Annotated in this window: 13 protein-coding genes; 5 read left to right on the top strand and 8 right to left on the bottom strand. The window is 72.9% G+C overall.

Features of this window, described 5'->3' with window-relative positions; all coding sequences use genetic code 11:
- Positions 1–114: 114 nt before the first annotated feature.
- Positions 115–906 (bottom strand): metal-dependent hydrolase, encoded by a 792-nt coding sequence (locus tag ABZY44_RS23205; RefSeq protein ID WP_356656779.1) that lies wholly within the window; start codon positions 904–906, stop codon positions 115–117.
- A gap of 145 nt (positions 907–1,051) precedes the next feature.
- Here ABZY44_RS23205 and ABZY44_RS23200 point away from each other — a divergent pair, with 145 nt between their 5' ends.
- The 3 genes from ABZY44_RS23200 (at position 1,052) to ABZY44_RS23190 (ending at position 4,972) form a co-directional block, all read left to right on the top strand.
- Positions 1,052–3,574 (top strand): DUF3516 domain-containing protein, encoded by a 2,523-nt coding sequence (locus tag ABZY44_RS23200; RefSeq protein WP_356656777.1) that lies wholly within the window; start codon positions 1,052–1,054, stop codon positions 3,572–3,574.
- Positions 3,575–3,635: 61 nt separating this feature from the next.
- Positions 3,636–4,538: an acyl-CoA thioesterase II gene (locus tag ABZY44_RS23195; protein WP_356656775.1), complete on the top strand. Its 903-nt coding sequence runs from the start codon at positions 3,636–3,638 to the stop codon at positions 4,536–4,538.
- A 32-nt stretch (positions 4,539–4,570) separates the two neighbouring features.
- Positions 4,571–4,972 carry a YchJ family metal-binding protein gene (locus ABZY44_RS23190; protein ID WP_356656773.1) on the top strand — a complete coding sequence of 134 codons (402 nt, stop codon included), beginning with the start codon at positions 4,571–4,573 and terminating at the stop codon, positions 4,970–4,972.
- Here ABZY44_RS23190 and ABZY44_RS23185 read toward each other — a convergent pair.
- Positions 4,936–5,841, bottom strand: coding sequence for a DUF6397 family protein (locus tag ABZY44_RS23185; RefSeq protein ID WP_356656771.1), 906 nt, complete (start codon positions 5,839–5,841; stop codon positions 4,936–4,938). The genes ABZY44_RS23190 and ABZY44_RS23185 overlap by 37 nt on opposite strands.
- Positions 5,842–5,948: 107 nt before the next feature.
- Positions 5,949–6,347 (bottom strand): roadblock/LC7 domain-containing protein, encoded by a 399-nt coding sequence (locus tag ABZY44_RS23180; protein WP_356656769.1) that lies wholly within the window; start codon positions 6,345–6,347, stop codon positions 5,949–5,951.
- 106 nt (positions 6,348–6,453) lie between these two features.
- Here ABZY44_RS23180 and ABZY44_RS23175 point away from each other — a divergent pair, with 106 nt between their 5' ends.
- On the top strand, positions 6,454–6,882 hold the full coding sequence (locus ABZY44_RS23175) for a PPOX class F420-dependent oxidoreductase (protein WP_356656767.1): 429 nt from the start codon (positions 6,454–6,456) through the stop codon (positions 6,880–6,882).
- A gap of 61 nt (positions 6,883–6,943) precedes the next feature.
- On the opposite strand, the gene ABZY44_RS23170 is transcribed toward ABZY44_RS23175, so the two are convergent.
- The 5 genes from ABZY44_RS23170 to ABZY44_RS23150 form a co-directional block, all read right to left on the bottom strand.
- Positions 6,944–7,531 (bottom strand): ATP/GTP-binding protein, encoded by a 588-nt coding sequence (locus ABZY44_RS23170; protein ID WP_356656787.1) that lies wholly within the window; start codon positions 7,529–7,531, stop codon positions 6,944–6,946.
- A gap of 101 nt (positions 7,532–7,632) precedes the next feature.
- The gene (locus ABZY44_RS23165; protein ID WP_356656765.1) at positions 7,633–8,013 is read right to left on the bottom strand and encodes a DUF742 domain-containing protein; all 381 of its coding nucleotides are present in this window, start codon (positions 8,011–8,013) and stop codon (positions 7,633–7,635) included.
- Between the two features lie 17 nt (positions 8,014–8,030).
- Positions 8,031–8,474, bottom strand: a complete 444-nt coding sequence (locus tag ABZY44_RS23160; RefSeq protein ID WP_356656763.1) for a roadblock/LC7 domain-containing protein — start codon at positions 8,472–8,474, stop codon at positions 8,031–8,033.
- Positions 8,474–11,482 carry a nitrate- and nitrite sensing domain-containing protein gene (locus ABZY44_RS23155; protein WP_356656761.1) on the bottom strand — a complete coding sequence of 1,003 codons (3,009 nt, stop codon included), beginning with the start codon at positions 11,480–11,482 and terminating at the stop codon, positions 8,474–8,476. The genes ABZY44_RS23160 and ABZY44_RS23155 overlap by 1 nt, the downstream gene beginning before the upstream one ends.
- Before the next feature lie 204 nt (positions 11,483–11,686).
- Complete coding sequence (locus ABZY44_RS23150; protein ID WP_356656759.1) at positions 11,687–12,484, bottom strand: MHYT domain-containing protein; 798 nt, start codon at positions 12,482–12,484, stop codon at positions 11,687–11,689.
- A 168-nt stretch (positions 12,485–12,652) separates the two neighbouring features.
- Here ABZY44_RS23150 and ABZY44_RS23145 point away from each other — a divergent pair, with 168 nt between their 5' ends.
- Complete coding sequence (locus tag ABZY44_RS23145) at positions 12,653–13,300, top strand: methyltransferase domain-containing protein (RefSeq protein WP_356656757.1); 648 nt, start codon at positions 12,653–12,655, stop codon at positions 13,298–13,300.
- The last annotated feature ends 419 nt before the right edge of the window (positions 13,301–13,719 follow it).

Here is a 13,719-nt window from a genome sequence, read left to right as displayed (position 1 = left end):
TTGCGGCGCCGCGCGGGTCCGGGGCCGGGCCGGGGGCCCCCCCGCCCCCCGCCCCGGCCCTGTTTTTACCCACCGGGGCCCCCCCGGGGGCCTCGTCCGTGGGCCGGGCACGTCTCAGATGAATCCGAGGGCCGCGGCTCCGCCGACGCCGCCGAGCAGCATGAACACCGGCATGAGGACCTTGAGCTCCACCCAGCTGCCGGCCCGGAAGCGCATCATCTTGGGCGGGCCGATGGGGTACCAGCGCTTTCCCGCGATCGGGATGGGCCACAGGACCGGGCAGCCGGAGACGGTCAGGGCGTCGCCGATGTCGTGGACCAGGGCGCCGAGCACGATCGGCAGGCCGAGCCACAGGTACTCCTGGCCCGGGCCGGTGAAGAGCCAGCCGGAGCCGTTGCCGGGCTGGTCGAGCACGCCGGCCAGTATCCAGGCGCTGGTCGCGCCCAGCAGCCAGACCAGGACGTCGCTGGACATCCGGGCCGCCCGCCACAGCAGCCCTTCGACGGCGAGGACCAGGTGGACGAAGAGGAGGGCGAGCACGCCCCACCGGTCGGCGGTCACGGCGAGCGCGGAGGAGCCCGCGCCGATCAGGACGGCCCAGACCCAGGTGTGGGTCAGGGTGCGGTGGCCGCCGGTGCGGCGGGCGTCGCGCGGGGCCCTGGTCGCCTTGTAGACGGCGTAGGAGATCTTGTCCACGACCTCGCACAGGACCCGGGAGAGCGGTCCGAAGGCGCGGGAGATCGTCGCCGACTTGTGGTCGAGGTCGGGAGCGAGGGCGGCTCCGGAGCAGATGAGCGCCCCGACGACCAGCACGGGCCAGGGCATCGGATGCCCCACGGCAGCCGCCGCCGCGCCCACCCCCAGCCAGGCCGCTGCCCCTGACAGTGAGTGCGCCGGACCCATCATGGTCGTTCCCCGCCCCGGTCGTGTGCTGGTCGGGCCCCGTTGACGGTGTCGTTCGGGCCTCGTCGACGGCACAGCGTACCGTCGATGATCTTCCTTCCGTCCGCCGGTTCCCGCATCCGGTGGGAAGCCAGGCAAGATGGGGGGTGTGACCCTCATTGATCAGCTCCCGCCGAACGCCGACCCCGATGCACTCTTCGAGGCCTTCTCCTCGTGGGCGGAGGGCCAGGGCATCACCCTGTACCCGGCGCAGGAGGAGGCGCTGATCGAGGTCGTCTCCGGCGCGAACGTGATCCTTTCCACCCCGACCGGCTCCGGCAAGAGCATGGTCGCGGCCGGCGCGCACTTCACGGCGCTGGCCCAGGACAAGGTCACCTTCTACACCGCCCCGATCAAGGCGCTGGTCTCGGAGAAGTTCTTCGACCTGTGCAAGCTCTTCGGCACCGAGAACGTCGGCATGCTGACCGGCGACGCCTCGGTGAACGCGGACGCCCCGGTGATCTGCTGCACCGCCGAGGTGCTGGCCTCGATCGCGCTGCGCGACGGCAAGTACGCCGACATCGGCCAGGTCGTGATGGACGAGTTCCACTTCTACGCGGAGGCGGACCGCGGCTGGGCGTGGCAGATCCCGCTGCTGGAACTGCCGCAGGCGCAGTTCATCCTGATGTCCGCGACGCTCGGCGACATGAAGCGGTTCGAGGCGGACCTGACCCGGCGTACCGGCCGGCCCACCTCGGTGGTCCGCTCCACGACGCGGCCCGTCCCGCTGTCGTACGAGTACGTGACGACGCCGATCACCGACACCATCACGGAACTGCTGGAGACCCGGCAGTCGCCGGTGTACATCGTGCACTTCACGCAGGCCCAGGCGGTCGAGCGAGCGCAGTCGCTGATGAGCATCAACATGTGCACGCGCGAGGAGAAGGACAAGATCGCCGAGCTGATCGGCAATTTCCGCTTCACCACCAAGTTCGGCCAGAACCTCTCCCGTTACGTCCGCCACGGCATCGGCGTGCACCACGCGGGCATGCTGCCCAAGTACCGGCGCCTGGTGGAGAAGCTGGCCCAGGCCGGTCTGCTGAAGGTCATCTGCGGCACCGACACCCTCGGTGTCGGCGTCAACGTGCCGATCCGCACGGTGCTGTTCACCGCGCTGACCAAGTACGACGGCACGCGCGTCCGCACGCTGCGCGCCCGTGAGTTCCACCAGATCGCCGGCCGCGCCGGCCGGGCCGGCTTCGACACGGCGGGCTATGTGGTGGCCCAGGCGCCCGAGCACGTCATCGAGAACGAGAAGGCTCTGGCGAAGGCGGGCGACGACCCGAAGAAGCGCCGCAAGGTGGTCCGGAAGAAGGCTCCCGAGGGCTTCGTGGCGTGGTCGGACATCACGTTCGAGAAGCTCATGGCCGCCGACCCGGAGCCGCTGACCTCGCGCTTCAAGGTCACCAACATCATGCTCCTGTCGGTCATCGCCCGGCCCGGCGACGCCTTCCAGGCGATGCGCCACCTGCTGGAGGACAACCACGAGCCGCGCAAGGCCCAGCTGCGGCACATCCGCCGGGCCATCGCCATCTACCGCTCGCTGCTGGACGGCGGGGTCGTCGAGAAGCTCGACACCCCCGACGCCGAGGGCCGCTCGATCCGCCTGACCGTCGACCTCCAGCAGGACTTCGCGCTGAACCAGCCGCTGTCCACCTTCGCGCTGGCCTCCTTCGACCTGCTCGACCCGGAGTCCCCTTCCTACGCGCTGGACATGGTCTCGGTCGTCGAGTCCACGCTGGACGACCCGCGTCAGATCCTCGCCGCGCAGCAGAACAAGGAACGCGGCATGGCCGTGGGCGCGATGAAGGCCGACGGGATCGAGTACGAGGAGCGGATGGAGCGGCTCCAGGAGGTCACCTATCCCAAGCCCCTCGAAGAGCTCCTCCTGCACGCCTACGACGTGTACAGCAAGAGCCACCCGTGGGTCCGCGACCACCCCGTGTCCCCGAAGTCGATCATCCGCGACATGTACGAACGCGCGATGACCTTCACCGAGTTCACCTCGTACTACGAACTCGCCCGCACCGAGGGCATCGTGCTCCGCTATCTGGCGAGCGCGTTCAAGGCGCTGGACCACACCATCCCCGACGACCTCAAGTCCGAGGACCTCCAGGACCTGATCGCCTGGCTCGGCGAGCTGGTCCGCCAGGTCGACTCCAGCCTGCTCGACGAGTGGGAGCAGCTGGCGAACCCGGAGGTGGAGACGGCGGAGCAGGCCCAGGAGAAGGCCGACCAGGTCAAGCCGGTCACGGCGAACTCCCGCGCCTTCCGCGTCCTGGTCCGCAACGCCATGTTCCGCCGGGTGGAGCTCGCCGCCCTCGACCACGTCAACGTGCTGGGCGAGCTGGACGGCGATGCGGGCTGGGACGCGGACGCCTGGGGCGACGCCCTGGACGGTTACTGGGACGAGTACGACGACCTGGGCACCGGCCCCGACGCGCGCGGCCCCAAGCTGCTCCAGATCGAGGAGGACCCGGCCCACGGCCTGTGGCGCGTCCGCCAGACCTTCGCCGACCCCAACGGCGACCATGGCTGGGGCATCAGCGCCGAGGTCGACCTCGCGGCCTCCGACGAGGAGGGCCGGGCCGTCATCCGCGTCACCTCGGTCGGCGAGCTGGGCCAGCTCTGACCCCCACCCGCAACCCACCGGCGCCGGCACGGCCGCCGGGCCCGACAGTGGAGACCTTCTGATGACGAACCCCGCCGAGAGACTGGTCGATCTGCTCGATCTGGAGCAGATCGAGGTCAACATCTTCCGGGGCGCCAGCCCCCAGGAGTCCCTCCAGCGCGTCTTCGGCGGCCAGGTCGCCGGCCAGGCGCTGGTGGCGGCCGGCCGCACCACCGAGAGCGACCGCCCCGTCCACTCGCTCCACGCGTACTTCCTGCGGCCCGGTATCCCCGGGGTGCCGATCGTGTACCAGGTGGAGCGGGTGCGCGACGGGCGCTCGTTCACCACGCGCCGGGTCACCGCGGTCCAGCAGGGCAAGACCATCTTCAATCTGACCGCCTCCTTCCACCACCCGGAGGAGGGCAGCATCGAACACCAGCTGCCTCCCCGCCTCGACTTCCCGCACCCGGACACGCTGCCGAAGGTCGTGGACGAGATCCGCGAGCACCTCGGCGCGCTGCCGGAGGCGCTGGAGCGGATGGCCCGCCGCCAGCCCTTCGACATCCGTTACGTGGACCGGCTCCGCTGGACGCCCGACGAGCTCAAGGACGCCGATCCGCGCAGCGCGGTGTGGATGCGCGCCGTCGGCCCGCTGGGCGACGACCCGCTGGTGCACACCTGCGCCCTCACCTACGCCAGTGACATGACCCTCCTCGACGCCGTGCGCATCCCCGTGGAACCCCTGTGGGGCATGCGCGGTTTCGACATGGCCTCGCTCGACCACGCCATGTGGTTCCACCGGCCGTTCCGGGCCGACGAGTGGTTCCTGTACGACCAGGAGTCGCCCATCGCGCACGGCGGCCGGGGCCTGGCCCGCGGCCGGATCTACGACCTGGAGGGCAAGCTGCTGGTCTCGGTGGTCCAGGAAGGCCTCTTCCGCCCGTACGGCGCCAAGGCCTTCACTCCGGCCGTCTCGCCCCAGTAGCCCGACCCCCGTCCCGAAGAATGAGTGCACCCATGCCCACCCCGGCCCTGCCCTGTCCGTGCGGCCTGCCCGCCACTTACCCGGAGTGCTGCGGCCGCTTCCACTCCGGTGAGCGGCAGGCTCCCACCGCCGAACTGCTGATGCGTTCCCGCTTCAGCGCCTTCGCCGTCGGCGACACCGCCTATCTCCTGCGCTCCTGGCACCCTTCGACGCGGCCGGGCGTGCTCGACCTCGACCCCGGACAGCGCTGGGAGCGGCTCGAGATCCTGGCCACCGAGCGCGGCGGGATGTTCGAGACGGAGGGCTCGGTGGAGTTCCGGGCGTACTACCGCGAGGGCCGGCACACCGGCTCGCTCCACGAGCACAGCACGTTCTCGCGCGAGGCCGGGGCCTGGGTCTACGTCGGCCCCCTCTCCCCCGTCGCATTCGACTGACCCCTGGCCCCGGTCACCGCGCATGCGAGGCTGCTGCGGTACCGGGCGACCTCGTCCGGCGGTTCCGCCCGCAGCAGCCGCTCGGCCACCGCGGCGGCCGCCGGGACCTGGGGATGCCCGTAGGGCACGGGCGGGGTCAGCGCCGCGAGGAGGATCCGCTCCTCCGGATCGGGCACGGCCTCCCGTACGTCCGCCTCCGGGAGTACGGAGGCCAGCACGGCCGCCTTCTCCCACGGATCGGCGGTTCGTCTCAGCAGCAGACCGACATGCCGCTCGCGCCAGGCGCGCGGCCTCAGATCGGCCTTGGCCGCCATCAGTTCCCGGTCCGCCTCCGGGGCGCTGCCGCGCAGCAGCTCGGGCATGGCCGTCGCGAAGTCCCGTAGCTCCACGGCCAGATAGAGCCACACCACCGTCCGGTAGCGGTTGATCCGGTATCCCACCGGGGTGATGTGCCCGCAGCGCGCGAGGCGCGTGAACCGGCTCGGGCCGACCCCGAGGACGCCCGCCGCGCCCTGTGCTCCCGCCAGGGTCTCCACCTGCTCGCGCAGCGCGTGCGGGAACCCCTCGGCCGACCGGACCCGGTCGAGCTCGGTCCGGGTGAAGCGGGCCGATCCGCCCGGCGTCGGCGGACCGGCGCGCACGATGCCCAACTGGACCGCGCGCGCGAACTCGCTCCGGCTCAGTTCCAGTTCCCCCGCGGCCTGCCCGCCGCTCACCAGCCCCTCGACCGCTTCCCCGCGACCGACGGGCTGGTGGGGCGCCGGGGCGTCCCTCGGTAACGCCACCGTCCGTGCCCGCAGCACCCGAGGCACCCGCGCCACCTGCGGCATCTGCGCCGACGTCCGCGTCTCCTGCGTCGTCTGTGTCATCACGCTCTCCCCACCAGAAGTAATTACTGTGTGTGAAGACCGTAACTCAGCGCGACAACACCGCGCGGGGGCTGTGGACAACTCCGATCACCGCAGGTCAGAACCCCTCAGCCGCCCGTGATCCGGCGCTCCGCGACGCCCAGGTGCTCGCCCACCCGGTTCACGAGCAAGGTCATCTCGTACGCGACGTGACCGATGTCGGCCTCGGCCGCGCTCAGGACGCACAGGCAGCTGCCTGCGCCCGCCGCCATGACGAAGAGGACCCCTTCGTCGTACTCGACCATCGTCTGGCGCACCTCGCCCGCCCGGAAGTGCCGTCCCGACCCCTTGGCCAGGCTCTGCAATCCCGCCGCCACGGCCGCCAGGTGCTCCGCGTCCTCCCGCGCCAGACCGGCGCTCGCGCCCGTCACCAGCCCGTCGTTGGACAGCACCACGGCGTGCCGGACCTGGTGGACCCGCCGCGTCAAATCATCCAGCAGCCAGTCGAGCTGCTTGTCCAGTGCCATATTCGGACCCTCCCCGTCGACGCGGCCGTCACAGCCGCGCCCCGCCCCGCGTACTCGTGCCGCCAGCCTTCCCCACCAGGGGCTTTCCGGCAAGGAGGATGGACCCATGGTGAAGAAGATGACTCAAGAGGAATGGCGGGCATTCGTCTCCCACTCCACCCGCACCGGAAAGCTGTCCACCGTCCGTGAGGACGGAAGCCCCCACATCGCTCCCATCTGGTTCGTTCTCGACGGCGACTCCTTCGTGTTCAACACCGGCAAGGACACCGTCAAGGGGCGCAATCTGGCCCGCGACGGCCGGGTCGCGCTCTGCGTCGACGACGACCGGCCCCCGTTCTCCTACGTGATCCTCCAGGGCCGCGCCGACATCAGCGAGGACCTGGACGACATGCTCCCCTGGGCGTCCAGGATCGGTGCCCGCTACATGGGAGCCGAACACGGCGAGGCCTTCGGCCGGCGCAACGCCGTTCCCGGAGAGCTCCTCGTCCGCGTCTCCATCGACAAGGTCATCTCCGCGGCCGGAGTGGCCGACTGACCGCTCCCCGTCCGAGGACCGGGGCGTGACCCCGGCCGACGACGGTCGACCGCAGGCCGGTTCACACCGAATCGGCCTGCGGTTCCACCGAGTCCAGCAGCCGGGCGGTGTGCACCCGCCCCGCGTACTCCACCAGCCGGATCAGTACTTCCTTGCCCGAATCCCTGTCCCGCGCGTCACACAGCACCACCGGCGTCCCCTGGTCGAGGTCCAGTGCCCGCGCCACCTCGTTCGAGGCATGACGGCGGGCGTTCGCGAAGCAGTTGACGGCGACCACGAACGGAATCCGCCGGTGCTCGAAGTAGTCCACCGCCGGAAAGCAGTCCTCCAGCCTGCGCGTGTCGGCCAGCACCACCGCGCCCAGCGCCCCTTGCGACAACTCGTCCCACAGGAACCAGAACCGGTCCTGCCCCGGCGTCCCGAACAGGTACAGGGACAGCCCCGACCGGATGGTGATCCGCCCGAAGTCCATGGCCACGGTCGTCGTCGTCTTCTGGTCGACCCCGCCCGTGTCGTCGACCAGCTCGCCCGCCTCGCTGAGCTGCTCCTCCGTCCGCAGCGGCCGGATCTCGCTGACCGAGCCGACCAGGGTGGTCTTGCCCACGCCGAAGCCGCCCGCCACGAGTATCTTCAGTGCGAGCGGAGCCAGTTCACCGTTCTCTTCTCCGCTCGCGCCGGCGTCGCCACCCGGGGCCGGAGCCGGCCCGCCGGGCCTTCCGGAACCCGCGGTCCCGTTGTCCTGCAGTCCCATCACAGCGCTCGCAATCCCTCGATGACTTCACGCAGAATCCGCTCGTCCGGCAGCTGTGCGGGCGGCACCGGCCGGCTGACCTTGACGTGCCCGGCCTCCAACAGGTCCCCGAGCAGCACCCGTACCACGCCCACGGGCAGGTCCGCTTCCGCCGCGAGCTCCGCCACCGACTGGGTCTCGTCCCGGCACAGGCCGAGCAGTGCCCGGTGTTCGGGACCCAGCAGCGATTCGGCCGCCTCGTCCGTCCCCGCCGGCTCGACGACCACCAGCGCGATCAGGTCGAACCGGACGCCGTGGGGTCCGGGCTTCGTACGCCCGCCGGTCATGGCGTACGGACGGACGAGCGGGCCCGCGTCGGCGTCGTACCACTGGTCGTTCATGCTCGGTGCCGCCGCCTTCAACCCGCGGCCGGCGGGCGCGCCGAGAACCGGGGCGGTGTGTACAGGTGCTCTCCGACCCGCTTGACCAGCCGGGCCATCTCGTACGCGATCAGCCCCATGTCGGCGCCCGCCCCGCTGAGGACGGCCAGGCAGGAGCCGTCTCCGGCGGCCGCGACGAAGAGGAAGCCCTCGTCCATCTCCACCATCGTCTGGCGCACGCCTCCCGCGCGGAAGTGCCGGCCCGCGCCCTTGGCCAGGCTGTGGAATCCCGAGGCCACGGCCGCCAGGTGTTCGGCGTCCTCCCGGCTGAGCGCGCTCGAGGCGCCCACGGCCAGGCCGTCGTTGGACAGGACCACCACGTGCCGGACCTCGCGGACCCGGACCACGAGGTCGTCCAGCAGCCAGTCAAGTTCGCCGGACCCGCGGATCCCGTCGAGGTCGATTCTCTGATGTTCGATCATCACCGTGCTCCTTCGCCTTCGCCTTCGCCGGCGCCTTCGCTGCCTGCGTGAAGGGAGTTCTCGTGGATTCCCGGCCGGGTACCCGGCCGCGCGCCCTCCCGGCTGCCGCGCATCCAGCCGTCCCGGTACGCCGCCATCCGCTCGCGCGCCTGCTCGGGGCTGCGCCCCGGCGGGTCCTGGGGGCCGTGTCCGCCGGCCGGCTCCCTGGGCTCGGGGGCCTCGCGCAGCTGCGGGACGAGGCTGGCCTGCCGGACCCGGCGCGGGAGTTCGGTCACCGAGGCCGCCGGGCTGCCCCCGGAGCCGGCCCCCGGACCGGCCGCGCCCTGACCCGTCGCCCCGTGACCGGCCGTGCCTCGAGCCGCGGCCACTGCCGGGGCGGACGGCGTACGGGGAGACGCGCCCTCGGAGCCGCGCGGCCGCAGCGAGGCCACCGGGGAAGGACGGGGCTCCCCCCGTACGGGGCTCCCGTCGGAATCACGGCCCGGGTCCCGCTCGCAGGCCCCGTCCGGGACCCGGCCGGGGCCTCGGTCCGGGGCGCGGTGGGAGGCGCTGTCCGCGGTGCCGTGGGGAGTGCTGTCCGGCCTCCCGTCGAGGCTCCGGTCCGGGGTCCGGACGGAGCTGGGGCCGGAGATGCGGTCGGAGGTGCGGTCGAAGATTCGGTTCGGGCCGCTCCGGCCCGGGGCCGGGATCCCGCGCACGTCGTCCCGTACGACGCTCATGGCCGGCGAGCGCTCGGAGGACGGATCGGCAGCCGACTCGTGCGCCGGTTCTGGCACCGGGGCCCTGGAACGCCGCTCCCCGCGGTCCGCCGGTTGCGGGGTGGCGGCCGTGATGGCGCCCTGGAGCAGGGAGTTCGGGAGGAGCACGACCGCCGTGGTGCCACCGTACGGTGACATGCGGAGGTGTACCTTCACACCGTGGCGGGCCGAGAGGCGGCTGACCACGAAGAGCCCGAGCCGGTCGCTGTCGAAGAGGTCGAGCGCCTCGGACTGCTCGATGCGGCGGTTGGCCTCGTGGAGGGACTCGCGGCCCATGCCGAGCCCCCGGTCCTCGACCTCCAGGACGTACCCGGCGCCGACGGGTTCCCCGCTGACGCGGACCTTGGTGTGGGGCGGGGAGAACTGGGTGGCGTTCTCGATGAGTTCCGCGAGCAGGTGGGTGAGGTCGGCGACGGCGCCGCCGATGACGGCCGCCTCGGCGAGCTGGCGCACCTCCACGCGCGGGTAGTCCTCGATCTCGGAGACGGCGGCGCGTACGACGTTCGTCAGCGGGATCGCTGTCCGCCAGGCACGTCCCGGAGCCGCACCCGACAGGATGATCAGGCTCTCCGCGTGCCGCCGCATCCGGGTGGTGAGGTGGTCGAGGCGGAAGAGGTCGCCGAGCTCGCTCGGGTCGTCGGCGCGCCGCTCCATCGAGTCGAGCAGGGTGAGCTGCTTGTGCACCAGGACCTGGCTGCGCCGGGCGAGGTTGACGAAGACCCCGCTCACGCCGCTGGCGAGTTCGGCGCGTTCGACGGCGGCGCTCAGCGCGGCCCGGTGCACGGTGTCCAGTGCCTCTCCGACCTGGGCGATCTCGTCCTCGGCGGCGGGGCCGTGCGGGGTCTCAGCGGACACGTCGATGTCCTGGCCGGCCCGCAACCGTTCCATGGCGTGCGGGAGTTTGCGGTGCGCGATCTCCAAGGCGGTGTTGCGCAGCGAGACCAGTTCGACCACCAGGGCCCGCCCGATGCGGACCGAGATGACGAGCGAGGCGGCCACGGCGGCCAGGCCCAGCACCACGGCGATGCCGGCGGGGCTGAGCGCTCCCTCGCCGAACGGGTCGGAGCGGCCGGCGGAGGCCGAGTGGGCGGCGTCGCCGATCTCCCGCATGGAGCCGGAGACGGAGGTGTACGCGGCGTCCCAGCCGACGGGCGCCCCGGCGGGGCGGGGGTCCTTGGCGGCGCCGGCGCCCGCGCCGCCCGCCGAGCCCGCCGAGCCCGCCGGGGCGGCCAGCGCCTGGTCCTCGGCCCCGGTGAGTTCGGCATAGGCGGCGCTCTTGGCCACCGACTGCCAGGCGTTCTGCTGCGCCTCGGGGAGGTCCCGGGCGGCGGCCGTGGTCAGGACCCGGCGGGTCTCGACGGCCCCGGCCAGGCGGCGAAGCGTTTCGGCGCTGCGCGGACCCGGCGCGGCCAGCAGCGCGTCTTCCCGCGAAAGCTGTTCCGCCGCCCGCGCGAACTCCAGCAGGACCCGGGCGTCGGGGCCGAGTTCCGCGTCCCGGCCGCCTCCGGAGAGGGCGCCGCCCACCTCCAGAGCGGAGTCGATCACGCGGGTGTACGTCTCGTAGGCGGCGTCCGCAGTCGCGCGGTGCTCGGTGACGTCCTCGCGCGCCCCGCCGAGCGCCTCGGCGGCGGCGACGAAGGTGCGGAGCCGGACGACGATGTCCGTGCGGTAGTCGCCGGAGTCGGCCACGGTGTTGCGGTCTCCGAGACGCAGGGCCCGGACGGCGCTGTCGGTGCGGCGTGCCTGCTGGTCCAGCGCGTCGGCCCGGCCGGATGCCTGGGCGGCCGTGGCCTGACCCGCGGCGGCGGGATCGGCCAGCAGGCGCACGGCCGTGCGCCGTTCGGCCTGCAGCTCGGCGACGGCCGCCGCGACCGGGGTCCTGAGCTCGCGGTCGACCCGCTGGGCCCGGCTGAGGCGGGCGATGTCCTGGGCCGCGTCGACGGTGGCGAAGCCCCAGAGGGCGAGCAGGGAGACCACCGGCACCATGAGCAGAGAAACGATCTTGGCGCGGACCGTGGCGGGTCGCAGCCGCGGACGCCGCCCCCGGCCGCCGCCGCCGCCCCCGCTCCTGCCGCCGCCCCCGTCACCCCTTCCGGGCCCGCCCGGGGCGGCGCCCGCGCCCTCGTGTTCCGCCGACTCCTCGGCCGGCGGCCCGGCGTGGGCCCTGCGGCCCGTTCCCTTGCCGGGGCCGCCCGCAGGCGCGGGCGACCGCGGCGCCGCTGCTTCCGGTGATCTGCGGGGTCTGCGCATGGGCTCCTCGTTCCGGGCGGTGCGTACGTGGCGTACGTGGCATACGTGACGGCGGCGGTGACAGTGGCGGCTGTGACGGCAAGGTCTGCGGGCTGTGGCGGGCGCAGGTACGGGGGTGAGGGCGCCGGGCCACGCGAGGACCGTGGGCGGAGGGCCCGAGGGGCGGAGGGCGGCGGAGCGGAGGGCGGCGGAGCGGCTGCCGGATCAGCGGACGGGAGCGGGCGCGTCCCGTCCGCCCAGGCGCCGGCCGGCGGACGCCGCGGCGGACGCCGCCCGCTCATCGGCGGTCGGCGAGAGCGCGACGAAGGCGGCGGTGATGAAGAGGTAGGAACCGAGACCGACGGCGAGGGGGAAGATGAACTGCAGGGCGGTCGCCCCCGGCAAGGCCTCGTCCGAGGGGTTGACGTCGACGGCGACGGCGAGCATTCCGGTGTAGTGCATGCTCGTGACGGCGGCTCCCATGATGAGCGAGGCGACCGCGACGGCTACCGGGGACTTGATGTTGAGGGCCGCCCACAGGGCGGCCGTGGCGGCGACCACCGCGATGGCGATCGAGAGCCCGACCATCAGCGGCGCGTAGGAGACCGAGCCGTGCAGGCGCAGGGCCGCCATGCCGAGGTAGTGCATGCTCGCGACGCCGAGGCCGGTGGTGAGGCCGCCGAGGACGAGGGACCGGCCGCGGTCCTTGCCGTAGCCGACGGCGAACACGCCGGCGCCGACCACGACGACGGCGACGAGGAGTCCGAGGAGGGTCAGCGGCACGTCGTAGCGGATCTCGGTTCCGGTGACGTGGAAGCCGAGCACCGCGACGAAGTGCATCGTCCAGATGCCGGTACCGATGGCGGAGGCGGCCGTGAGGAGCCAGTTGCGGCGGGAGGCTCCGGTGGTCGCGGCGAGCGCGCGGACGGTGCACCGCAGCCCGAGGGCGGCGCCGATCGAAGCCATCGCGTACGACAGCGCGGGGGTAAGCCAGCCATAGGCGGCGTGGTCCAGGTGTCCCATGGCCACGGGACGCTAGTCCGGGTGAGGGCACGAACACGGGGCGCATTTCGAAAGGCACTGGAACTGCTGGAATATGACAGACGTGCGCGCATCTTCGATCACACCGCGTGCCACCTTGTACACGTTCCGCAGGCACATGCCTTCGCCGGAGTGGGGGATCATGGGCACATGAGCGAAGACCGCACGCCGGGCCGTGCACCGGGTCGCACACCCGACCGCCCGCAGGACCCGCGCGAGGTCCAGGAGTTCTTCGGGGTCCGCGCGGCCGACTGGGACCGCAAGTTCCCCGGGGACGGACCGGCCTTCCGGACCGCCGTGGCCGAGTTCGCGCTGCGGCCCGGGGACCGGGTCCTCGACGCCGGCTGCGGCACCGGGCGGGCGCTGACCGTGCTGCGCGCGGCCGTCGGCCCTGCGGGAACGGTGATCGGCGCCGACGTGACCCCGCAGATGCTGGCCGCCGCGCGGGACGCCGGCCGCGACGCCGAGGGTGCGCTGCTGCTCGCGGACGTGGCGCGGCTGCCGCTGCGCGACGGGGTGCTGGACGCCGTGTTCGCCGCCGGACTCATCGCCCACCTGCCGGATCCCACGACGAATCTGCGCGAACTCGCCCGCGCGGTCCGCCCCGGCGGCCGGCTCGCGCTGTTCCACCCGATCGGGCGAGCGGCGCTCGCGGCGCGCCACGGCCGCGAGCTGACGCCGGACGATCTGCGGGCCGAGCACAACCTCGGCCCGCTGCTGGCCGGTTCGGGCTGGCGGATGACCTCGTACGCCGACGAGGAGACCCGCTTCCTCGCGCTCGCGGTCCGCACCGGCTGAAAACCGGTTCCGTACGTCGCCTCCTCGCCCGGGGTCCGCGGAGCGAGCCGGATCGGGCCGGAGGCCGAGCCTGCGCTCCGGCCGGGCGCCGGGGACGCGGCACGGGGCGGCCGCCGGAGCCGGGCACGGGGAACGCGCCGAGCTCACCGGCGCCGTAGCCCCGGGCCGGCCCTCGCCTCGGGTTCTGCCGGGCGCGAGGTGGCGTCCCAGCCGGAACGGCTCTCCCCCTGGGCGTTCAGGGTGGCCTCGAACTCCTCGCAGGAGTCCGGGATGTCCGGGATGCCCGTGGCGCCCAGGCGGCGCCCCAGGTCGCGTAGCGGTTCGCACCGGCGCGGAGCTCATGGCGGGGCGGGTCGGCGGGCGCCGGCCGTAGGTGCGGCCGTGGCGTCAGCTGAGGGCACCAAGCCGGCCGTCGTGCC

Origin of the sequence: Streptomyces sp. NPDC006544, from assembly GCF_040611715.1 — a bacterium.
GTDB lineage: Bacteria > Actinomycetota > Actinomycetes > Streptomycetales > Streptomycetaceae > Streptomyces.
Note: the sequence above shows the minus strand (reverse complement) of the source record. Positions and strands in the feature narration are given on the sequence as shown.